18 protein-coding genes are annotated in these 21,007 nt (G+C 68.9%); 10 read left to right on the forward strand and 8 right to left on the reverse strand.

Going from position 1 to position 21,007, the window contains the following annotated elements:
• The first annotated feature begins 13 nt into the window (after nucleotides 1-13).
• The gene (locus QHF83_RS39800; RefSeq protein WP_282423305.1) at nucleotides 14-517 is read left to right on the forward strand and encodes a GNAT family N-acetyltransferase; all 504 of its coding nucleotides are present in this window, start codon (nucleotides 14-16) and stop codon (nucleotides 515-517) included.
• A 58-nt stretch (nucleotides 518-575) separates the two neighbouring features.
• Here the strand turns inward: QHF83_RS39800 and QHF83_RS39805 are convergent, their stop codons facing one another.
• Nucleotides 576-2,807: a beta-propeller domain-containing protein gene (locus tag QHF83_RS39805; RefSeq protein ID WP_282423306.1), complete on the reverse strand. Its 2,232-nt coding sequence runs from the start codon at nucleotides 2,805-2,807 to the stop codon at nucleotides 576-578.
• Nucleotides 2,808-2,995: 188 nt separating this feature from the next.
• Between QHF83_RS39805 and gloB the strand changes: the two genes are divergently transcribed.
• Nucleotides 2,996-3,760, forward strand: a complete 765-nt coding sequence (gloB, locus tag QHF83_RS39810) for a hydroxyacylglutathione hydrolase (protein WP_282423307.1) — start codon at nucleotides 2,996-2,998, stop codon at nucleotides 3,758-3,760.
• Here gloB and QHF83_RS39815 read toward each other — a convergent pair.
• The 5 genes from QHF83_RS39815 to QHF83_RS39835 form a co-directional block, all read right to left on the reverse strand.
• Nucleotides 3,757-4,974 (reverse strand): hypothetical protein, encoded by a 1,218-nt coding sequence (locus tag QHF83_RS39815; RefSeq protein ID WP_282423308.1) that lies wholly within the window; start codon nucleotides 4,972-4,974, stop codon nucleotides 3,757-3,759. The two genes, gloB and QHF83_RS39815, sit on opposite strands and share 4 nt — an antisense overlap.
• Before the next feature lie 50 nt (nucleotides 4,975-5,024).
• The gene (locus QHF83_RS39820) at nucleotides 5,025-5,672 is read right to left on the reverse strand and encodes a class I SAM-dependent methyltransferase (RefSeq protein ID WP_282423309.1); all 648 of its coding nucleotides are present in this window, start codon (nucleotides 5,670-5,672) and stop codon (nucleotides 5,025-5,027) included.
• 12 nt (nucleotides 5,673-5,684) lie between these two features.
• The gene (locus QHF83_RS39825; RefSeq protein WP_282423310.1) at nucleotides 5,685-5,960 is read right to left on the reverse strand and encodes a hypothetical protein; all 276 of its coding nucleotides are present in this window, start codon (nucleotides 5,958-5,960) and stop codon (nucleotides 5,685-5,687) included.
• 64 nt (nucleotides 5,961-6,024) lie between these two features.
• The gene (locus tag QHF83_RS39830) at nucleotides 6,025-7,077 is read right to left on the reverse strand and encodes a carbon-nitrogen hydrolase family protein (protein ID WP_282423311.1); all 1,053 of its coding nucleotides are present in this window, start codon (nucleotides 7,075-7,077) and stop codon (nucleotides 6,025-6,027) included.
• A gap of 10 nt (nucleotides 7,078-7,087) precedes the next feature.
• Entirely contained in the window at nucleotides 7,088-8,056 is a 969-nt protein-coding gene (locus tag QHF83_RS39835; protein WP_282423312.1) for a hypothetical protein, read from the reverse strand.
• A gap of 128 nt (nucleotides 8,057-8,184) precedes the next feature.
• Between QHF83_RS39835 and QHF83_RS39840 the strand changes: the two genes are divergently transcribed.
• From QHF83_RS39840 to QHF83_RS39850, 3 genes are read left to right on the forward strand one after another with little or no spacing between them, the layout of a single operon-like run.
• Complete coding sequence (locus QHF83_RS39840) at nucleotides 8,185-9,279, forward strand: metal ABC transporter substrate-binding protein (RefSeq protein ID WP_282423313.1); 1,095 nt, start codon at nucleotides 8,185-8,187, stop codon at nucleotides 9,277-9,279.
• Nucleotides 9,276-10,103, forward strand: a complete 828-nt coding sequence (locus tag QHF83_RS39845; protein ID WP_282423314.1) for an ABC transporter ATP-binding protein — start codon at nucleotides 9,276-9,278, stop codon at nucleotides 10,101-10,103. The genes QHF83_RS39840 and QHF83_RS39845 overlap by 4 nt, the downstream gene beginning before the upstream one ends.
• A 6-nt stretch (nucleotides 10,104-10,109) precedes the next feature.
• Nucleotides 10,110-10,931 (forward strand): metal ABC transporter permease, encoded by an 822-nt coding sequence (locus tag QHF83_RS39850; protein ID WP_282423315.1) that lies wholly within the window; start codon nucleotides 10,110-10,112, stop codon nucleotides 10,929-10,931.
• A 7-nt stretch (nucleotides 10,932-10,938) separates the two neighbouring features.
• On the opposite strand, the gene QHF83_RS39855 is transcribed toward QHF83_RS39850, so the two are convergent.
• Nucleotides 10,939-11,856: a hypothetical protein gene (locus tag QHF83_RS39855; protein WP_282423316.1), complete on the reverse strand. Its 918-nt coding sequence runs from the start codon at nucleotides 11,854-11,856 to the stop codon at nucleotides 10,939-10,941.
• A 110-nt stretch (nucleotides 11,857-11,966) separates the two neighbouring features.
• Between QHF83_RS39855 and QHF83_RS39860 the strand changes: the two genes are divergently transcribed.
• On the forward strand, nucleotides 11,967-15,872 hold the full coding sequence (locus QHF83_RS39860; protein ID WP_282423317.1) for a hypothetical protein: 3,906 nt from the start codon (nucleotides 11,967-11,969) through the stop codon (nucleotides 15,870-15,872).
• Entirely contained in the window at nucleotides 15,869-17,365 is a 1,497-nt protein-coding gene (locus QHF83_RS39865) for an outer membrane protein transport protein (RefSeq protein ID WP_282423318.1), read from the forward strand. The genes QHF83_RS39860 and QHF83_RS39865 overlap by 4 nt, the downstream gene beginning before the upstream one ends.
• A gap of 18 nt (nucleotides 17,366-17,383) precedes the next feature.
• Here QHF83_RS39865 and QHF83_RS39870 read toward each other — a convergent pair whose 3' ends face one another.
• Nucleotides 17,384-17,566 carry a hypothetical protein gene (locus tag QHF83_RS39870; RefSeq protein WP_282423319.1) on the reverse strand — a complete coding sequence of 61 codons (183 nt, stop codon included), beginning with the start codon at nucleotides 17,564-17,566 and terminating at the stop codon, nucleotides 17,384-17,386.
• 92 nt (nucleotides 17,567-17,658) lie between these two features.
• Between QHF83_RS39870 and QHF83_RS39875 the strand changes: the two genes are divergently transcribed.
• Genes QHF83_RS39875 through QHF83_RS39885 form a run of 3 tightly spaced genes read left to right on the forward strand, consistent with a single transcriptional unit; the run spans nucleotide 17,659 to nucleotide 20,999 of the window.
• Nucleotides 17,659-19,053, forward strand: coding sequence for a sigma 54-interacting transcriptional regulator (locus tag QHF83_RS39875; RefSeq protein WP_282423320.1), 1,395 nt, complete (start codon nucleotides 17,659-17,661; stop codon nucleotides 19,051-19,053).
• Nucleotides 19,054-19,065: 12 nt separating this feature from the next.
• Nucleotides 19,066-20,577: a serine/threonine-protein kinase gene (locus QHF83_RS39880; RefSeq protein ID WP_282423321.1), complete on the forward strand. Its 1,512-nt coding sequence runs from the start codon at nucleotides 19,066-19,068 to the stop codon at nucleotides 20,575-20,577.
• Nucleotides 20,577-20,999, forward strand: a complete 423-nt coding sequence (locus QHF83_RS39885; protein WP_282423322.1) for a DUF2809 domain-containing protein — start codon at nucleotides 20,577-20,579, stop codon at nucleotides 20,997-20,999. Before QHF83_RS39880 ends, QHF83_RS39885 begins: the two co-directional genes overlap by 1 nt.
• Nucleotides 21,000-21,007 lie beyond the last annotated feature (8 nt).

Consider the following 21,007-nt stretch of genomic DNA (forward strand, 5'->3'; position numbering starts at 1 on the left):
CTAGGTGCGTCCCATGACCGTCTCCACTTCTGTTCTCGTTCGTCCGGCCAAGCCCGAGGACATCACCGCCCTCGGTCGCATGGGCACGGCGCTCGTCCGGTTTCATCATTCGCTCGACCCGCTCCGATTTTTCCTGGTGAGCGACGAGCGAGGATACGGGGCCTTTCTCGCCGGCGAGATGCGTCGGCAGGGCTCGATCGTGCTCGTGGCGGAGGCGCGGGGCGAGGATGGCGCGGGGCGGGTCGTCGGGTATGCCTGGGGTCGCCTCGAAGGGCGCGACTGGGCGCTTCTGCTCGACGCGTACGGCGCCCTGCACGACCTCTACGTCGAGCCGGAGGCGCGAGGGCTCGGCGCGGGGCGCGCGCTTTGCGAGGGGATGATTCAGAGGCTTTCGGAGCTCGGCGCGCCGCGCGTCGTGCTCTCGACGGCTTCGCAGAATGAAGCGGCGCAGAAGCTTTTTGCGTCGCTCGGGTTTCGCGCGACGATGATCGAGATGACGCGCGAGCGTTCGACTTGAGGAATCGCCGCGCCCCGAGGCTGGGGAGGAGGGGGCCTCGGGGCGCGGCGTGTTTTTCTCAGAGACCGCCGCAGTAGTCGTAGGGTTGGGCCGGCTGGGGCAGGGCGATGGAGGAGACGATCGTCTCGGGGCTGGTCACGTCGCTCGCGGTGACGCCGCCGTACGAGATCGCGTAGATGTAATCGTCGATGAACACGCCGCGGCGAACGTCGACGCCGTAGTAGCCACCGCAGTAGCCGTACGGATCGGCCTGGAAGAAGCTCGTGTGGTCGATCGAGCCGCGCTTCACGATGCCGCCGTCGATCGTCACGTCGAAGAGCTCGAGCGAGCTCTTCAGGTTGCCCGTGTTCGGGTTCCAGCCGCTGAAGGGGAACGCGAGCAGGTTCTTCGGGGCATAATAGTTGAACGCCTTGTGGTTGTACAAGGCCTCGGAATAACCCGTATCCGCGCCCGAGAACGTGTACTTGTGCTTCAGCGCCGGCGCCGTCGGATCCGTCACGTCGAAGACCTGCAGCGCGAGGCCGATGATCTGGCCCTCATTCGTGGCATCCTGGCCGATCGTGAGCAGGTGATTGTCGTCGATCGGGTGCATGTACTCGCTGAAGCCCGGGATCTTGAGCTCGGCGAGGACGGCTGGGGCCGTGGGCGTCGAGAGGTCGATCACGAAGAGCGGGTCGACCTGGCGGAACGTCACGACATAACCACGGTTGCCAATGAACCGCGTCGAATAGATCTGCTCGCCGGGGGCGAGGCCCGTGACGGCGCCGACCTGCACGAGCTCGTCATCGTTCTGGCCGAGGACGTACACGTCGTTCGAGGTCGTCCAGTCCGTCTGCGAAGCGAGCTGGCGCGTCGTCGCGATGCGGAGCTGACCGTCCTTTTCGTCGAGCGAGAACTGGTTCTTCACCTGGCCGGGCACCGTGCCCGACGCGACGTAGGCCGGCAGCGCCGGGTTCGCCGCGAGGTCGAATTTGTGGACGAACGTCTCGGTGGTGTCGACCGCCTCGACGGGCAGGCTCCAGTTGAGCCCCGGGTCCTTCCAGGAGCGCGCCGCCAGGTAGAGCGAATCCGCGTTCGAATACACGGTGTCCACGCCGCCGACGATGCTCGTCTCGGCGAGGGGCGCGTGGAGGTCGTCGAGGGCGAACGATTGCACCTGCGTGAGGCCGTACGCCGTCGAGCCCGCGCTCGGCATGTAATACGAGCTGCAGCTCGGCGCGATGAGCGAGACCGCGCCGTTGCTCTTCTCGAAGCGGTAGGGCAGCCAGTCGTTGAGCGTCGAGCCGAAGATGGCGAGCGAGTTCTTGAAGCGCAGATCCTCGAATGCCGTCTTCCACTCCTCGACCGTCTGCGGGTAATCGGACTCGCTGGCGAACTCGGGGTAGTAGCTCAGCACCGGGCCGTGCTGGCCGCCGGAGAGCACCGTGCGCACGTGCTTGCCCACGCGGCGCGAGGAGGCGTAGTTGCCCTCGAAATAGACCTCCTTCTGCACGCCCGTCGTCTGCCCGGCCTCGAGGCCGAGGACCGTGATCTTCGTGAGCGGCGCGTAGTACGGGTTGTAATACCCGTCGTAGGCCACGCCGCCGCCATAATAATCGTAGTAGGGCGAGCGCGGATCGACGCCCGCGTCCTTGTAGAGCTGCGTGCCGTCGACCTGCGAGTAGATGACGAGCTGGTCGTCGGTCACGAACATCTCGATCGGGTTGCCCTCGACGGCCGTGGTCGTGTTGATCGCGAGATCCGAGGCGGGGAAGGACTTCAGGACCTCGAGGCTCTGGCCGTGGAGCAGGTAGATGTAATTGCCGTCCGTCTTGAGGATGTCGGCCTCGTCGACGCCCGCGACCTGCGTGTTCGTTTCGGAATGTTCCGGGGGCTCGCCGCTCCCGTCACCGCCGTTGCTCGGATCGCCGCTGGCGCCGCCCGTGCCGCTGCTGCCGCCCGATCCGCCCGCGCCGCCAGGGGGCGGGAAAGGCTGGCCGCCGTTGCCCGTGGAGGAGCCCACGACGGGGCCGCCGCCGTCTTCCCAGCCGTAATCGGGGTAGCCCCAGTAACCGCCGTTGGCCTCGATCTCGGCGATGATCGCGTCGATCTGCGCATTCATCTTCGCGACCGCGTCCTGCTTGAGCATCTGCTCGAGATCGGCGCAGCTCTGGGCCTGCGTCAGCGTGCCGCGTGCCTCGGCCGTCGGCGGCGTGGGCGCGTCGACCGAGCCGCTGCAGCCATAACCGGCCGCGGTGAGGGGGAGAAGCGAAGCGAAGAGCCACCAGGCGGAGCGAGCGTGTTTCATCATGCCCCGCCATTGAGCAAGCGCCGGGCCACCGAGCGCTCGGACCCCGCCCCTCGAAATTCCTCACGAAAAGGCTCTGTGTCGGGGTGCCGGAGTGTGCCATCGAGGCGCTGCTGCCAGGAGGGACGGCGGATGGGTGGCACAGGCGGCATCTATTGAGGAGCGACGGCGGGCGCAGTAGGGTGTGCCGCATGCACGTCGTCACCGTCCCCTGTTTGAGCGATAACTATGCGTATCTCGTGGCCGCCGAGGGGCGGCGTGAGGCGGTGGTCGTGGACCCCTCGGACGCGGAGCCCGTGCTCGCGGCCCTCGCGCGCGAGGGGCTCGAGCTCGTGGCCATTCTGAACACGCACCATCACTGGGACCACGTGGGCGCGAACGAGGCGCTGCGCGGCCGTTTTGGAGACGTGCCCGTGTACGGGCACGCGAGCGATTTGGCACAGGGGCGGATTCCGGCGCAGACGGTCGGGGTGGAGGAGGGGACGCCGTTCGAGGCGGCAGGTCTGACGTTCCGGCCACTGCACGTGCCCGGACACACGCTCGGCGCGGTGGCGTACGTCGTGAACGACGCGGTTTTCACCGGGGACACGATGTTCGTCGCGGGCTGCGGGCGGCTCTTCGAGGGCACACCCGCGCAGATGTATGCCTCTTTGTGCCAGAAGCTCGGACGGCTCCCGGGCGAGACGAAGCTCTATTGCGGGCACGAGTATACCGTGAGCAACCTGCGATTCGCCGCGTCCGCGGAGCCCGAGAACGAGGACGTGAAGCGCGCGCTCGAAGCGGCCCAGGACAAACGCAGCCGCGGCGAGCCCACGGTTCCCTCGACGATGGCGGAGGAGCACCGGACGAATCCGTTCTTGCGGGCGGACGAGCCGAGCCTGCGCGCGAAGTTTGGCGGGGCGAACGGGGCCGAGACGCTCGGGAAGGTGCGGGCGGCGAAGGACGGGTTCCGTTAAGCCGTCGGGTTCGCGTGTGTGTCGCCCAGGGCGCCGAGCACGGCGTCGGCGAGCTCCTGCGCGACGACGAGCCCGCCCTCGCGCAGGGCGCGCGCGTGCGTGAGCGCCTGGGCGCGGTGCACCGGGTCTTCGTCGAGCCTGTGGCGGAGTTGCCGGACGTCCGTCTCCTGGAGCAGGTATTGCGCGAAGAAACGGCTCACGGTGTTTCGAGGTTCGGAGGCGAGGAGCTCATCCTTGACGTACACGTCCGAGAGGCCATCGTCGTACTCGCCTTCCGGCGTTACCGCGCGGAAGACTGGCGCGAGCCGGATGAGGAGGGATCGGTTTTTCGTGCGGGTGAACGGGAGCGGGCCGTTTCGTCGGGCGCGCGGGCGGGCTCCGCCTTCGGGTTTGTCGCCGAGGAGAAAGTCGTAAGTCGTCACGTCCGCGAGACGCACGATGCCCGCGGCGTCGAGGGTCGCGACCATTTCCGCAAATTCGATGTCGCCCGGCGATACCCGATACCCGCCCTCGCTCCTCGGGGAGGGCGAGAGCGGCGAGACCACACGCCCACGGCCCGAGAGCCAGATGAGCTTACCCCACGAGGCCGAGCCCGATCCGCTCGCACGCCACTCCGTGCCGGTGACGGTGTACTGGAGGGTCGACTCGCCCCCGAGCCCGTTCCACAACACGAGGATCGCGCCGACGAGGCCCGCGCCGCCCACGGCGAGCAGGAGCAATCCGAGCGCGCCGCAAGCGAGCAGCACCCAGACGCGGCGCTCGCCGTCGTGATAAGGGCCGATGAGGACGAAGAGGCCGAGGCAGGCCATGGAGCCGAAGAGGGCGGCGCCGAAGGCCGAGCCGACCAAGCCCGGTCGGTTGACGTGAAAGAAGTGAGACCGGTCGCAAGGCGGCTCGCCACAGACGGGGCAAACGGCGTCGTTCGGGGTGCGCTCACCACACGTGAGGCAATGGGCGAGCGCCTCGTCGGGCACGTCCCGGGTCTTTGCGCGCGTACCCGTGAGGGTCTGCATGGCGAGGGGCAGGAGGACGCCGCCGATCGAGCCGAGGAGGAGCACGATGAACCCCTTGAGCAGCGCGGCGAGGACGGGATGCATGTGGAACGGCGCCGAGAGGATGCCGAACCCGATCGCGAGCAAAAAGAGCGCGAGCGCGAAGGCGCAGATCGCGCCGAGGGCCCGGGAGCGCGTGCCGAAATCGAGGTCACCCTGCACGGCGTGAGCTTACCAGCCGGAGGCGAGGCCGCGCCACCCTCGTCGCGGGCTCAATCCTTTACCCAGAGCCGCAGGAACGGAACGCCGCGCGTTTCCTCGGGCAGGTGCGCGAATCCTTTGGGGATCGCTCCGCCGAATCCGTGAAAGGTCACGACACAGGTGCCGCGCCGAGCCCGCGCGAGCGCGGCCTCGACCCGGGCGATGTCCTCCGTGGCGCGCTCCTCGGAGAGCGGGATCGTTCGGTCGACCCATTGCGAGGACGCGAACGTGCCCTCCTCGAAGGGGTTGAACAGGTAAAACCCGTCGTACGCGTCGAAATCGACGTCATCGAGCATGCCGTGGATCAAGGTGACGCGCGGAATGTCGTACGCCGCGAGGACCTCCCGGCCGGCGGTGACGAGGCTCTCCCGTTGCTCGATACCCGAGAGCTCGAGGTCCGTCGTGATCGCGGCGATGACGCAGAACTTCCCCATGCCGGCGCCGATGTCGAGCACGCGGCGCGCGCCGTGTTTCGCGAACAGGCTCGCGGCGCGGCATGCCACCTGGACCGGGGTCCAGTATCGATTCGAGAGTTTGCGAATGCGCTCGGGGTAGAGCCGGTCGAAGGCGAGGTCGGAGACGACGCGGCCCGCGGCGAGGTCCGCGAGCAGGGCCCTGCGCGCTTCGTTGCGGGAGATCGAGCCGGCCGCGCGCGACACCGAGCGTCCTTTCTACGAGACGTCACCCGCGTCGCTCGCCCGCGTGGGGCGCGGGGACGCGGGCTTCTGCGCGCGCGCGGCGCGTTTTTCGACCTTCGGCGGCGGGACGGGCTTCTTGCCGAATTGCCGCTTGAACGCGAGCACGATGCAGACGACGCCGAGCAGCCCGCAGGCGAGCGCTGCGGCGATCCGCGTCCACTCCGGCGCCTTGATCCCGTACGCCATGCCGGCGACGTTGAAGAGCGCGAAGCCTCCCATGAGCAGGATCCACGGGTTCGGTTGATTCATGTCGCGGTAGGTCCTCGGAGGCTCGTCGTCGGCGCCCGAAGGTAAGACCGCCGCGCGGGGATGTCTATACCTCGACCACGCGGAGGAGCACCTCCTCGGCCTCGGGAGACGCGTCGCCGCGCGCCGCTTCGGCGAGGATGCGCACGGAGGAGCCGTCCCTCGCGAGGATCTGCGAGCGGCCGTCGAAGTGGCTGTCGAAGACCCGGCCGAGGAGCTGCGCGGTCACGCCGTAGCGCACGGCACGGAGCGGGGCGCTTTCCATCTGCGAGAAGAGCCCCTCGTCGAGCCATTGCTCCTTGCGGGCCTTTCGTCCGTCCATTCCGCCGAAGGTCCAAGGCGTCTCCCAGGGCCAGAAATTCGCGGCGGGGTGGGCGACGACGCCGCAGCCGTGATCGTCGTAATGGGAGAGGAGCGGGCAGAAGTCGGGCTCGCGCGGGGTGTGCGGGACGGCAAAGCCGTCGTAGCAGATGAGCGTCCCGACCTGGCCGAACGGCGTGGAGAACGGCATGAGCTCGCCGCGCCGGCCCGGCGAGAGGCCGAGCGTGTCCTCGACCGTGGGGACGAGGTTCACCTTGCGCGAGACGGAGACGTGCCGGCCCGAGGGATTGAAGGTGTAGGAGGTGTTGTAGACGCGTCCCTCGGCCGGCGAAAAGGAGTCGGAGAGGTTTCCGTGGGCATTGCGAGGCAAGAGCGCGCTGCCGGCCACGGTCCAGACCTCGTAGCGGCGCGCGAAGCGGGAGAAGGCCTCGCGATAGATGCGCCGCACCTCCGGGGCGACCGCGAGGAGAAAGCCCACGCTCGTGCGGATCGTCTTGCCGCGGAGCATCGCGGACGCCATGCGAAACGGCGAGCGGAGCGCGACCTTCGTGAGCGCCTCGTCGATGGTGCGCGCCTCGCGGACGGTGTCGAGTCGGCCGGCGAGCGGCAAGAAGCCGCCGATCATCTCGGGGAAGACCGCGAGGCAAGGATGCTCGTAGGCGCCGCTCGCGAGCCGCGCGCGGGCTTTCGAGAGTTTGTTTCCGATGCGATCCAGCATCGCCTCGAACGCCTCGGCGGACGCGTAATCGTCGGGCGTGACGTGGACCTGACAGGCAACGAGCTCGACCTTCTGGGGCATCTCGGGCCTCTTATTTCCGGTCTTCTTGCCGCTCCACGCGGATGGCAGGCACGCCCTTCGGCACGAGGATGACGTTCGACGCGCGATAACCGCCGGGCGCCGCCGGGTCCGCCTCGCGCTCGAGCTCGCCGAAGACACGCACCCGATCGCCCGGACGAACCACGATCTCGTCGACGGTGTCGAACGGGAACGGGTCGAGCCCGGCGTCCTCGGGGTCGTCCTCGTGCGAGATTGTCTGGACGAACTCGTCGACGGGGGACGCGTCCGATCGATCGACCCGTTCTTTCGGGCCTTCGATGCGAATGCGGCCGCCGGGGACACGCAGGGTGGTGCCGTCGTCGAGCTTCACCTCGAAGCCCGAGGTCTCGGCGTCGTGCAGCATGAGGTCGGTCCCGAGGAACCGCTTGTTGCGCAGGTCGAGGGACCAGGCGACGCACGACGTGCCCGTCGCCGGCGCGAGCATGCCGGTTTGTCCGAGCACGACCCCGCTCGGCCCCGCTCGGCGCCCGAGCGACGGGGGCCTCGTGATTCCGCCGTTCGGCCGAGGCCGGTTCTGGTAGGCGCGGATGGCCTCGACGATCTTGGCGATGATCCAGTACATCGCGACGCCGGCCGCCGCGATGAGCGCGATCACCGCGACGATGACGACGAACTCGCCCTCGAGCGCGGCGGTGCCGCAGTCGCTGCAGCCGCTACACCCCTCGAAGATCGAGCCTGCGCCGAGGCTCGTGCCGCCGGCCTTCGCGAGCTGTTTGGCGCGCCTGCGCACGGACGGCGGGCCCCACACCTCCGTGCGCAGCGCGTTGCGTCCCGTGGGAGTCTCGATCGAAACGACGCGGTGCTTGGATCCGCCGTCACACGTCTCCTTGGGGCCGAGGAGCGTGCGGCAGTCGACGCACACGCGGGCGCGGGGGAATGCAGCGCGTGGGGCGAGCGACGTCTGCTTCGTTTTGGAGACGGTGAGGGACGTGGACGACATCGAGAGGCGCATCGTACTACGGGGCCTCGTCGAGGCATCGCCGGAGCAGCATCCGAGCCTGCTTGACACGAATCCCCCCTCGCTTCGATCCTGCCGCCCCGGCCCTCGCCCGGGGGGAAGCCTTGTTCATGACGCCGAGACTCGCCACGGTTCTGCGCTCCATCGTCCTCGTCCTCGTCGTGCTCGTCGCCGCGGCCTGCGGTAACCGCAGCAAGGACGGGCCCGCCGCCTCCTCGGACAAACCCCGCGTCGCGGTCTCGATCTTCCCGCTCTGGGACATCGCGCGGCGCGTCGCGGGCGACGGCCTCGACGTCGTGCTCGTGCTCCCGCCGGGCCGCTCCGAGCACAGCTACGACCCGACGCCGAAGGAGATGGCGCAGGTCGCGAAGAGCAAGCTCGGCGTGTCGGTCGGCCTCGGGATGGATGGATGGCTCGAGAAGATCGTGCGCGGCGCGGCGGGCACGGACGTGCCGATCGTGCAGCTCGGCCCGAAGGCGAACCCGCGGCGCATGACGGCCGAGGAGGTCGGCGCCGAGGCCGCGGAGGAGGGCGAGGACCACGACGATCACGGAGATGACAAGGCGAAACACGAGCACGAGCACGACAAACACGCCGACGGTCGCGAGCACGACGACGGCGATCACGCGCCGAAGCCCGAGCCCAAGGGCGCGGCGAAGGGCGAGCACGACCACCACGGCCACAACCACGCGCACGGCGCCGAGGACCCGCATTTCTGGCTGGATCCGGTGCGCATGAAGTCGGTCGTGCCCGAGCTCGTGGAGGCGTTCTCGAAGCTCGATCCGAAGGGCGCCGAGGGCTACAAGGCGCGCGGCAAGTCCGTGGAGGCCGAGCTCGACAAGCTGCACGCGGACCTCGATGCGCGCGCGAAGGGCTGGACGAAGAAGACGATCGTCACGTTCCACGGCTCGATGGGATATTTCGCCGAGCGTTACGGCCTCTCGATCGCAGCCGTGATCGAGCCCTTCCCCGGCAAGGAGCCGACGGCGCGGTACGTGAAGGACGTGCTCGGCGCGATCGAGAAGAGCAAGGCCGCGGCGCTCTTCTCCGAGCCGCAGCTCGATCGCAGGCCCGCGCAGGTGATCGCCGATCAGGCGAAGCTTCCGCTCTTCGAGCTCGATCCGATCGGCGGCAGCGCCGGCGCCGAGACCTACGAGAAGCTGCTCCAGAAGAACGCCGACGTCCTCGACAAGGCCCTGAAATGAGCGCCGTGCACGCCGAAGCGGACGGGATGCCGCAAGGCCATTTCACGCTCCCCGATCCGTCGCTACCGCGGGTCTTGGAGGTGGAGAACCTCATCGTCGACGTGCCCGGGCGGAGGCTGCTCGACGGGATCTCGTTCTGGGTGCCGAAGGGCGAGTTCGTGTGCCTCTGCGGCCCGAACGGCGCGGGCAAGAGCACGTTCCTGAAGACGGTGCTCGGCCTGATGCCGCCGACGAGCGGCTCGATCCGGATCATGGGCAAACCCGCGCAAAAAGCGCTGCGGGAAGTGGGCTACGTGCCGCAACGCAAGACGAGCGACATGACGTTCCCGGCCCGCTCGATCGACCTCATCGTGGCGAGCATGCGCGGGAGCTGGCCGCTCCGCATCCGCGAGGAGGAGCGCGCCCGCGCGATCGAGATCCTGCGGCACGTGGGCGGGGAGAAGCTGCTCGAGAAGGAGATCGCGCGGCTCTCGGGCGGTGAGACGCAGCGGGTCTTTCTGGCGCGGGCGCTCGTGAACCAGCCGTCGCTCGTGATCCTGGACGAGCCGACGGCGGGCGTCGACGTGAAGGGCCGGGCGGAGTTTCTCGATTTGCTGGCGGAGATCTCGGCGAGCGACGAGCTCGCGGCGATCCTCGTGACGCACAACCTGGCGGCGGTCGCGCGGTGCGCCGAGCGGGTCGTGTACCTCGACGCAGGGAGGGTCTCGGCGTGGGGACTGCCGAGCGAGCTGCTCGGCCAGGCGTCGCTCTCGGCGATCTCGGCCGTGGCGGGCGGCGATCACGCGGCGCATTCACATCAGCATCATTTGCCGGACGAGGAGTGAACGTTCGTGAACGCGTTGCTCGAGCCCTTGCAGGTGGCCTTCATGCAGCGGGCGATGATCGCCGGCGCGGTGGTGGGTGGTCTCTGCGCGATGATCGGCGTCTTCGTGGTGCAGCGGGGCCTGTCGTTCATCGGCGACGGCCTGGCGCACGCGGCGTTCGGGGGCATCGCCCTCGGCCTTTTGCTCGGCGTGTCGCTCGAGCGAATGACGTGGGTGGCGCTGCCGTTCACGGTGATGATCGCGCTCGGAATCGGCTACGTCCTGCGGCGCGGGAACATGCGCGGGGACGTGGCGACGGGCGTGTTTTCGGCGGTCTCGTTCGCGCTCGGCGTGCTGCTCCTGGGGCTCCGGTCCACGGACGGGCCGCAGGTGAACGTGGAGACGGTGCTCTTCGGGAGCATTCTGGCGATATCACCGGACGATCTGATCACGGTGGGCGTGGTCGGCGTGGCGACGACGCTCTTGCTCGCATTCACGTGGACGAAGCTCGCCTATGCGACGTTCGATCCGGAGCTCGCGGCGCTGTCGGGCGTGAAGGTGGCCGCGCTCGATTACATGCTGCTCGCGCTGACGGCGGTGGTCATCGTGGTGGCGGTGAAGACGGTGGGGATCGCGCTGGTGAGCTCGTTCGTGGTGATCCCGGCCGCGACGGCGAAAATGGTGGGCCGGAGCATCGGGCGCGTGGCGCTGCTCGCGATTGCCATCGGCGTCATCGGCTCGTCGATTGGATTGATGCTTTCGTACCACGCGGACGTGGCCAGCGGGGCGACGATCATCCTGACGCTGGGGGCGGTGTTCGGGCTCGCGCTGCTGTTCAAGAAGAAGTGAGCGTCGCTCACGCCTCCTCGAACCAAATCCGCGCGAACACCCGCGGCCGCGCCTTCTCGATCGGCCCCTCCGCCTCCTCGTCCGACACCAGGATCGCCGCCACCCCGGCCGCGTCGTCCCGCGCGAATGCGCGCAGCGCGACGCGCACCCGTTCGCCGGCGAAGCTCGGCTTGCGGTAGGCGACCTCCGCGGCGCGCGCGAGCTTGGGGTTTTTCCGGCCGAGGTCCCATAACCGGCGCAGCGCGGCGTCCACGAACAGGCGCGGATAGACCAGCGAATTGACGTGTTGGTTCGAATCCGTATGGTCGAGCCCGAAGATCACCGGCGTCGGGTCGAGCGTGAATGCGTCGTCGAGCCAGCGCGCGCCCGGCGGCAGCTCGATCGAGGCCTCGGGCGGTCGCCACGTGTAACGATCGGGCGGCACCTCGGGCAAACCCGGCACCGAGATGCGCGTGACCTTGCGCGCGTCGGGCGGACCGAACGGGCGCGTGATCACGTGCTCCGCGAAGACACGACCCGCGAGCAGGCGTTCGCCCGCGTTCGCCGGCCGAGGCCCGTGCGTGCGGCCCGCTTCGCCGTACACGCTGCACCACATGTTGAGCACCAGCCGCTCGACCGCTCCATTCTCTCCCGCGGTGTGGGCAAGCTGGAACTTTCCTTCCCCCTCGACCGCCGACATCACCGACAGCGGGCCGTCGCCGCCCTCGATCACGAAGCGGCTCAGGATCGGCAGGATCCCTTCCGCTGCGAGCGCAGCCGTCGCGCCGTGCTGCCACACCGCTCGCCATACCGATGGCCCGAGCACCACGGGCATCGCATCGAGCAGTAGTTTTCCGTTCTGGCCAATGTCCTCGTAACGTAGGACCAGCGGCCCCGATGCACGTTGCGCGGCCGGGACCTCGGGTTCCGCGGGGATGAACGTCATGCGCGGCGAGATGTAGCAACCTTTGGTCGTCTCGCCCGCGACAATTGTCGATCGAGGTCGTTCCTGGTGAGCCAGGGCTCATGTAGAATGATCTTCGTGGGAGGGTCGCCATGCGCGCTCGTCTGACTCGATCGCCTGTCTTGCGTCGCGTTCTTCGTTCCTTTGGCCTCGCCGCGACGGTCGCTCTGGCCGCGTCGTGCCACGAAGGTATCGATACTACCCGGATTGCCCCGCCGAAGGCCACGCTCGGCGACGATCTGTACGGTGTGCTCTGCGATCGTATCGGCGCGAGTTCGCTGACCGAGGATCTCACGGGCGGCTCGTACCACGCGATCTGCCACTACTCGAACCAGGGCATCTACGCGGACGAGGTCGATACGAGCTTCCTGCCGCCCGTGAGCGGGCCCGAGCAGGAGAAGGCGCGCGCGCTCGGCATCGCGAAGGTCGAGGCCATGGCGCGGCGGCGCAGCGACCTCGTGCAGGCCTTCAACGCGATCTTCCCCGACGTCGAGATCGACGACGTCACGACCGAGGCCGAGGGCGACAAGGTGCGGCTGCACGACGCGCTCCTCTCGTTCAGCCAGAACCTCTCGCGCCTCTACGAGTCGAATCCGTTCGAGCCCCAAGGAACGCCGACGGTGCCCGCGTCGACGCGCGCGCTCGGCGAGGTCTTCGCCTCGTTCATGCAGAGCGAGCCCGCGCGTCAGGCTTTCTCGAAGATATGGGGGCGGCAAGGCTACAGGCCGACGGGCGCGTCGCTCGGCGCGGTGCGGCCGCTCCTCTCGTATCCGCGCCTGCGCCCGCTGCTCGGGAGCGCGCTCGACGTGCTCGCGCCGGACGGCGTGATGGCGCCCGAGCTCACGCAGATCCTGCGCGTCGTGGAGCGTGATCTCGCGACCGCGAAGCCGACGCTCGCGCCGCTCGCGCCCCTCACGGTGGACGCGGCGACGGCGCAGCCGAGCCGGCCGATGGAGACGCTCGAGATGCTCTCGCGGATCCTGCTCGATCAGAATGATCGGTACGCCAAGGATCAAGACGCGGCGCCGACGTGGATCGCGCGGCGCGATCGGCGCGGATTCGTGGTGCCGTTCGGCAACGTGCCAGGGCAGGCGGGCACGGTGGCCGCGCCGTTCGCGGACACGAACGGCGACGGGCTCGCGGACACGGACGAGTTCGGGCAGTTCGTGACGAACATCAACGTGCCCGTCGCCGCGCTGCCGCCGTTCAGCCCGCAAGGGACGCCGAGCACGGACGCGTTCGGCCGGCCTGAGCCGCAGATGTACGAATACGTCGACACGTCGCGCACGTTGATCGGCGCGGTGGCGCAGGACCTCGCGCCGCTCGTGGACGCGACCGAGTACGCGCCGAGCGAGGGCGAGGACGCGTGGCAGAGCGAGCACGAGACCCTGATGTACGCGGTCGCGGGGGCGACGATGCTTCTCGGCGATCGCGAGGACGCGGTCTACGACCTCGAGACCGAGGAGGTCAAACCCGCGGGGACCGAGTGTGCGAGCTGTGTGCCGTACCGGCGCTTCAAGGCGGATACCTCGCCGTTGCCGGATCTCGCGCATGCGCTCGGGCAGATCCTCGCGGATCCGGAGTCGGACGCGCTCGTGCTCGGGCTCATCGACCTCGTGGAGAACCACGAGCAGGAGCTCGCGCGATTGCTCGGCGCGGCCCTGAAGATCCGGAAGATCGCGCTCGACCACGACGCGCTCGCGGCGCAGGGCAAGGAGAAATTCGCGCAGCTACCGTACGAGGCGCCGATCTGGGACGAGATTGCCCAGGTGATGGGGCGGATCACGCAGCGGCCGGGGCTCACGGCGAAGCTCATCGGATCGTTCGGCGATCCGGCGTTCGTGACGCCGACGGGAGGCGTCTCGCACATGGGCGAGTCGCTCATGCGGCTCATGACGAACCGCGACGGGATGACGTATTACGACGACGACCTCAATGGTCCGGCGTGGAACGTCACGACGAACAACACGCTCGACCCGTCGACGCCCGTGGATCGGACGAAGCCGCTCGCGGGGGAGAACCGTTCGTGCTGGGAGCGGACGCTCGACATCATTCACCACGCGAACAACGTGAAGGCGTGTAACAAGCAGGGCGCGAAGGTGAAGGCGGCGCTCGGCAGCCTCACGGTGTCGTGGCCGCTCATCGGCAGCTACGACGAATGCGAGCTGCTCTCGTTCGAGAATCTCGCGGTGTTTTACATCGACTCGGTCCTGCCGGCCGATCACCCGAAGCGAGCCGAGTTCAAGATCAAATCGGGCACGCTCGAGGGCATCCTGAACTTCCTCGGCGTCTTCACGGACAAGGGCGCGCTCTTCGAGCAGTCCTCGGGGATCACGGGCCTCACGCTCAAGCCGGAGCCGAGCGCGCTGAACCGGCTCGTCTTCTTCGGCGCGACGTCGGATCAGTTCAGCGTAATGCCGGACCTCGACCTCTACATCCTCGGCGGCAATGCCAAGAACAAGAAGACGAACGATTTCGTCTCCAACCTGATCGAGCCCGTCCCCACCGTGGTTTGTCCGCAGACGCAGCTCGAGACGCGCAAGTGTCAGACGTCGTCGGACCTCCTTCGGCTGCGCGGGGAAAACACGCTGTTCGTCCTCGAACGGTTCGGCTTCTACGATTACCTGCGGCCGCTCGTGACCACGTTCGCGGACGTCTCGCCGAACGCCGACGGCGAGGTCATGCTGCTCGACCTCATCGAGATCCTGAAGCGCAACTGGCCGGGCCCCGATCACGGCGAGGAGTGTGATACGAGCGGTAATGCCCAGACGAACCCGATCTATTGCTCGGGCGCGGGCGTGAACACGTACGAGCCGATCCTCGCCGACGCGTTCATGACCGACATCGTGCCGGCGCTCCACGAGTTCTCGAAGGCGATGCGCGACGTCTCGAAGATCACGGTGGCGCGCGGGCCGAACGCGGGCAAGGTGCTCACGGGCGCCGACGTGCTCGAGAAGACCGCGAAGATCCTGTTCGACCCGACGTACGCCGAGGCCGCGGGGATGACGGATCGGAAGGGGAACAAGGGCACGACGTGGGTGGACGGGACGCCGCAGGCGCAGCACACGGGGTTCACGCTGTTCGCCGATGGGCTCCACGCCATGGATCTGCGCTTCGACAACGCGTGCGGCTGCTCCGGGAAGACGGGGCAGGAGCTCTCCGATTGCCAGGCGGCATACGACACGTGCAAGGCGGACGCGGATCGGCGCAAGGGGCAATGGAAGCGGGCGCGCTCGCAGCTCGTGGATCAGTTCCTCGCCGTGGAGGGCGAGGGCGAGGCGGCGAAGTTCGCGAACCCAGCCATTCCGCGGGCGCTCTCGACGACGCTGCGTGTGTTCCGCGAGCAGGTGAACGCGCATTGTCCGGATCGCGAGAATGGGACGCCGTGCACCTGGGCAAAGGAGGAGCTCGGCAAATCGCTGGCCGATGGGCTCGATAGCCCGATGGTGGCCGCGCTCGTGGATCTCCTCGAAAAGATCCGGCAAGACGAGACGGCGCGGCGTGAGCTCGAGCGGCTCCTCGATCATCTCACGTCGGCCGCGAGCGACGGGCAGGCGCTCGAAGCGACACTGTCGTCGCTCGCCGACGCCTTGCAAGCGCTGCTCGCCGATACCGAGATCGCGCCGCTCCTCAACGCGGCGGCCCCGGGCGCGCGGCCCGAGGACGAGGCGGGGAACAAGGGCGCATTGCCGGCGGTGCTGCAGCTTCTGAAGGCGCTCAATTCGGACACGTACGACAGGTACCACGTGATGGATTACATCCTGCCGAACCTCGTGACGCCGATGGAGCCGGTGAACGGCGTGGCGAGGCTCTCGCCGCTGGAGATCATCATGGACACGGTGGCCGAGGTGAGCCGCATCGACGCGGCGGCGAACCCGGGGCCGCTCGCGCCAAACGATTACGAGACGATCTTCGGCTCCGCGCGTGATTTCCTGACGAGCCCGACCCGCGGCCTCGAGCAGATCTACACCATCGTCCAGAAGCGGCCCCGCGAATGACAAGACAAACCTCCCCGCGGAAGCGCGCCCTCGCCGTGGGCGCGCTCTCCGCCGTTTCCCTCGGGCTCTTCGCCGAATCCGCCGGAGCGGCGGGGCTTTATCTGTCGGAGCGCGGCGTGCGCCCGCTCGGCCGCGGTGGGGCGTTCGTCGCGGGCGCCGACGATCTCGGCTCCGTCGTCTACAACCCGGCGGGGCTCTACGACGCCGGAATGAGCGTGCTCCTCGACGCGAGTTACGTTCATTTCTCGAGCGAATACACGCGCCGCACGGTCGTTCGGCAGACGGATCCGAACACGGGCGCGACCGTGAACGAGGGCGTGCAGACGTTCGATCCGGTGAAGGGGAGCGCGCCGTTTCTGCCGATCCCGACGCTCGGATTCTCGTTCGTCCCGCACGATCAATGGGTCGTCGGCGTCGGGGTCTGGGCGCCGTACGCGGGCATCGCGACGTACCCGGAGATGTCGAACGGGCAGCCCGCGCCGCAGCGGTATTCGCTCCTGTCGCTCGAAGGCTCGATCCTCGCGGTGGGCGGCGCGTACGCGGCGTACGCGCCGACGCCGAAGCTCCGGATCGGCGCGGGGATCGAGGTGCTCGCGGGGACGTTCCAGAGCACGGTGGTCTTCTCGGGCTGCGTGCCGGACAGGTTTTTCTGCGCGCCGGAGCAGCCGGCGTGGGACGTGCTCGCGGAGCTCGCCGTCGGGCCGATCGTGGCGCCATCGGCGAACGCGGGCGTGATTTACATCCCGCACCCGAAGGTGCGGGTGGGTTTGTCCGGGCATTTACCGTTCTGGGTGCGGTCGAGCGGGACGATCCGGACGCGGCTGCCGTCGGCGGCGCCGTTCGCGACGGCGCGGCAGGAAGGCGAGGAGGCGGACGTGGCCTTCGAACTGCCCTGGAACGTGCGGTTCGGCGTGGAGGCGCGGCCGACCGACAAGCTCCGGGCCGAGCTCGCGCTCGCGTACGAGGACTGGGGGGTCCACGATAGCATTCGCGTGGATCCGAACGGGGTCGCGCTGAAGAACGTGGTGGGTTTTCCCGAGACGTACCTCTTGCCGCCCGTGAACCTGCCGCGCAATTTCCGGGGCGCGTTCTCGGCGCAGGTGGGCGGCGAATACGCGATTCCCGTGGGGAAGATGCAGCTCGACGTGCGGGCGGGGCTGCGCTTCGAGACGAGCGCGGTGCCGAACGAGTACGTCTCGGTGCTGACGATCGATTCGAACAAGCTGACGCCGTCGATCGGCGCGGGCCTCCACATCGGGCCCGTTCGGCTCGACCTCGTGGTGGCGCACGCGATCATGTTCTCGCAGGACGTCGATCCACGCGAAGCGAAGATCCCGCAGGTGAGCCCGCTCGTGGCGAACCCGCCGCCGCAGCCGAACATCATCAACGGCGGGAGCTACGCGGCGAGCGCGACGATCGTCGGCCTCGGCGCGATGTACACGTTCGGGAAGGCGGCGCCGGCGAAGGCGAGCGCCGCGGGGAGCGGGACGTAGACGCCGCGCGGGCGCCCGTCAGCCGGGTCCGCTTCCTCCGACCTTCTGCGCGATCTTCTCCAGCCGTTCGAGCGACCTTCGCAAGTCGTCCCGGTACGCGTGGTCGTCCGTGTGGACGAGCTCGTTGCGCATCTCCCGCAGCCGGATGTCGAGCGCGATCCTGAGCTCCCGTGCTTCTTCGTCCGCGATCTCGAGGTTCATGCACGAACGCATGGAGCCGCGACTGTCCGGCGAAAAGCGGGGGGCGCGCGGGCCCGTGACGTCCGCGGGCGTGCGTGCTCAGATGGCGGCGCATGAGCGGGCGCGAGGACGAGGACGAGTTCGACGACAAGGTGGAGACGGAGCTCGTGCGCAGGCCCGATCGCGCGGCCGCGCCCGGGTTCTCGCTCGTGGTCGTCGCCGGCGCGAGCCGCGGACAGACGTTCACGATCGCGCCCGGTCACCCGTCGCGCGTGCTCGTCGGGCAGAGCCCGATGTGCGATCTGCGCATCGATGATCGGCTGGTCTCGCGCAGGCACGCGGCCTTCGAGATCCTGCGCGGCAAGCTGCGCGTGACGGATCTCGACTCGACGAACGGTACGTCGGTGCAAGGCGTGGCCGTGCTCGACGCGCTGCTCGCGGGCGGCGAGGTCGTCACGATGGGCGAGACGCAGATCCGCATCGACAGGCTCGCCGATCAGGCGCCCGCGGAGATCCCTTCGGCCGTGCGGTTCGGCGCGATGGTCGGCGCGAGTCCCGAGATGCGCGCGCTTTATCCGCTCTGCGAGCGGCTCGCGAGCGCGAACGTGCCCGTGCTCATCGAGGGCGAGACGGGCACGGGCAAGGAGGTCCTGGCCGAGTCGCTGCACGAGCTCGGGCCGCGCAAGCAGGGGCCGTTCGTGGTCTTCGATTGCACGGCCGTGCCGCCGAACCTCGTCGAGTCCGCGCTCTTCGGGCACGAGCGCGGGGCGTTCACGGGCGCGACCGAGTCACGCAAGGGCGTGTTCGAGGAGGCGCACGGCGGCACGCTCCTGCTCGACGAGATCGGTGATCTCGAGCTGCCGCTGCAAGCGAAGCTGCTCCGCGCGCTCGAGCGCTCGGAGGTGCAGCGCGTGGGATCGAACCGATGGATCCGCGTGGACGTGCGGATCCTGGCGGCGACGCGGCGCGATCTCGATCACGAGATCCAGGCGGGGAGGTTCCGCGACGATCTGTTCTACCGGCTCGCGGTGGCGCGGATCGAGCTGCCGCCGCTGCGAAGGCGAACGGGCGACGTGCTCGTGCTCGCGCAACATTTCTGGCGGCAGCTCGCGGGCAAGGATATGCCGTTTCCGCCCGATTTCGCGCGGCGGATCGCGGACTACGCGTGGCCGGGCAACGTGCGCGAGCTCTACAACGCGGTCGCGCGTCGCGTGGCCCTCGGCGAGCTCGCGCCCATCGCGACGCTGCGTCCGAACCCGCCGCGCGCGCCCGGCGTGCCGAGGCCGAGCTCGCCGCCGAGGCCTGCGTCGGGGGCGGGTTTCATCGAGGAGATCCTCGCGCTCGACTTGCCTTTGCCGCGGGCACGCGAGCGCGTGGTGGAGGAATTCGAGCGACGCTACGTACAGCGGGTGCTCGCGGCGCACGGCGGCAACGTGGGCGCGGCCGCGGCGGCGTCGGGAATTGCGCGGCGCTACTTTCAGCTCATCAAGGCGCGGCACAAGGGGTAATCTCGGGGCTTCATGGAAGCCGAACGCGGCTCGCCCCGGGCGCTCATTCTGGGCCGCTACCGCGTGTACGACGAGATCGCCGCGGGTGGCATGGCCACAGTGCACCTCGGGCGGCTCGTCGGGGACGAGGGATTTTTGCGGACGGTGGCGATCAAGCGCCTCCATCCGTGGCACGCGCGGATCGCCGAGGTCGTGGCGATGTTCACGGACGAGGCGCGGATCGCAGCGCGGATCCGGCATCCGAACGTGGTGGGTACGCTCGACGTGGTGTCGCAGGAAGGCGAGGTCTTCCTGGTGATGGAGTACGTGCACGGCGAGCCCTTGTCGCGGCTCATCAGCGTGGCGAGCAAGCGCAAGCAAAAGATCCCGCCGCGCATCGTGGCCGCGGTGCTGTCGAACGCGCTCCGGGGGCTGCACGCGGCGCATGAGGCGAGCGACGCGCGGGGCGAGCCGCTCGGCGTCGTGCATCGCGACGTGTCGCCGCAGAACGTGCTCGTCGGCGCGGACGGCGTCTCGCGCGTGCTCGACTTCGGCATTGCGCGCGCGGCCGGGCGGGCGCACGTGACGAGCGACCATACGATCAAGGGCAAACTCGCGTACATGTCGCCCGAGCAGCTCCGCGGCGAGGTGCTCGATCGGCGGGCGGACGTGTATGCGGCGGGCGTCGTGCTCTGGGAGGCGCTCACGTGCCGGCGGCTGTATGCGGGGGCGTCGGAGGACCTCGCGCTCGTGCGCCTGCTCGAAGCCGAGGTCGAGGCGCCGAGCAAACGCGTGGCCGATCTGCCGACGTGTTTCGACGAGGTCACGCTGCGCGCGCTGCGGCGGGACGCGGACGCGCGATACGCCACGGCGCTCGAAATGGCGACGGCGCTCGAGGCGTGCGGGCCGCTGGCGACGCCGTCGGAGATCGCCGCGTGGGTCGAGGAGATGGCGGGGGAGACGCTCGCCGAGCGGGCGCGATTGATTCAGGCGATCGAGAGCGAGGTGCGCCGCACGTCGTTGCCCCCGCTCGCCAAGGTGCCGGCGACGTCGGCGCCGAGCAGCGAGGAGGTGACGCTGCTCGACACGCCCGTGCCGCCGGCGCCGGTGGCGGTGGTGACGGCGGTCTCGGCGGCGAATACGGAATCGCAGAATGCGGCGCCGACGAATACGCCCGAGCGACGGCTGACGCCAGTGGTGCTCGGGCTCGTCGGGCTGGTCGGGATTCTCGTGGTGGCGTTGATCGTCGTTCTGCTGCGAGGGAGCCCCGAGAGCGCGGCGTCCGCGCAGGGCGCGTCTTCGATGGCGGCGAGCCTCGCCGCCGCGCCCGAATCCGTGGTCCCGAGCGCGTCTTCCGCCGCGCCCACGCCGGCGCCGTCCGCGACGACCGTGGTATCGGCGGCGCCCACCCTTTCACCCAGCGCGACCGCGCCGCCGCGCCCGACGACGCCGCGCGTGAAGCCGGCCTCGCCGAATGATGGGTGCGATCCGCCTTTTTTCATCGATGCGTCCGGTCGAAAAAAGTACAAGCGGCATTGCCTTTGATGGCCGAACGTTCGTCGAGAAGAACCGAGGGCCGTCGTTCGCGCGGGCTTTCCGCGGCGCTCGTGCTCGTGACGATCGGGCTCGGCTTGCTTTCGCGGAACATCCCGGGGCTGCCCGCGTGGCTCTCGAAGGGCGCGGGGGACGCGCTTTATGCCACGATGAGCTTCTGGCTCGCGGGGCTCGTCGCTCCTGCGTCCCGGACTGCGCAGGCGTCAACCGCCGCGCTGATCTTTTGTTACGCAATCGAAGTCAGTCAGCTCTATCACGCGCCGTGGATTGATGCGATCCGCGCGACGCGGCTTGGTGGGCTCGCGCTCGGACATGGATTCCATGCGATGGACCTCATTTATTACGCGGTCGGTGTGATCGCCGGGGCCGGGATCGAGCGCGCAGGGAAGCTGCGGAGGGAGCGGGCTCCGTGATACGTTGA

It is taken from the genome of Polyangium sp. 15x6, assembly GCF_029960785.1.
GTDB lineage: Bacteria > Myxococcota_A > Polyangia > Polyangiales > Polyangiaceae > Polyangium.

Bases quoted from the DNA above. Each gene is read 5' to 3' on its own strand.
- QHF83_RS39800 (WP_282423305.1), top strand. From the start codon at position 14: ATGACCGTCTCCACTTCTGTTCTCGTTCGTCCGGCCAAGCCCGAGGAC.
- QHF83_RS39805 (WP_282423306.1), bottom strand. From the start codon at position 2,807: ATGATGAAACACGCTCGCTCCGCCTGGTGGCTCTTCGCTTCGCTTCTC.
- gloB (WP_282423307.1), top strand. From the start codon at position 2,996: ATGCACGTCGTCACCGTCCCCTGTTTGAGCGATAACTATGCGTATCTC.
- QHF83_RS39825 (WP_282423310.1), bottom strand. From the start codon at position 5,960: ATGAATCAACCGAACCCGTGGATCCTGCTCATGGGAGGCTTCGCGCTC.
- QHF83_RS39830 (WP_282423311.1), bottom strand. From the start codon at position 7,077: ATGCCCCAGAAGGTCGAGCTCGTTGCCTGTCAGGTCCACGTCACGCCC.
- QHF83_RS39835 (WP_282423312.1), bottom strand. From the start codon at position 8,056: ATGTCGTCCACGTCCCTCACCGTCTCCAAAACGAAGCAGACGTCGCTC.
- QHF83_RS39840 (WP_282423313.1), top strand. From the start codon at position 8,185: ATGACGCCGAGACTCGCCACGGTTCTGCGCTCCATCGTCCTCGTCCTC.
- QHF83_RS39845 (WP_282423314.1), top strand. From the start codon at position 9,276: ATGAGCGCCGTGCACGCCGAAGCGGACGGGATGCCGCAAGGCCATTTC.
- QHF83_RS39855 (WP_282423316.1), bottom strand. From the start codon at position 11,856: ATGACGTTCATCCCCGCGGAACCCGAGGTCCCGGCCGCGCAACGTGCA.
- QHF83_RS39860 (WP_282423317.1), top strand. From the start codon at position 11,967: ATGCGCGCTCGTCTGACTCGATCGCCTGTCTTGCGTCGCGTTCTTCGT.
- QHF83_RS39865 (WP_282423318.1), top strand. From the start codon at position 15,869: ATGACAAGACAAACCTCCCCGCGGAAGCGCGCCCTCGCCGTGGGCGCG.
- QHF83_RS39870 (WP_282423319.1), bottom strand. From the start codon at position 17,566: ATGAACCTCGAGATCGCGGACGAAGAAGCACGGGAGCTCAGGATCGCG.
- QHF83_RS39875 (WP_282423320.1), top strand. From the start codon at position 17,659: ATGAGCGGGCGCGAGGACGAGGACGAGTTCGACGACAAGGTGGAGACG.
- QHF83_RS39880 (WP_282423321.1), top strand. From the start codon at position 19,066: ATGGAAGCCGAACGCGGCTCGCCCCGGGCGCTCATTCTGGGCCGCTAC.
- QHF83_RS39885 (WP_282423322.1), top strand. From the start codon at position 20,577: ATGGCCGAACGTTCGTCGAGAAGAACCGAGGGCCGTCGTTCGCGCGGG.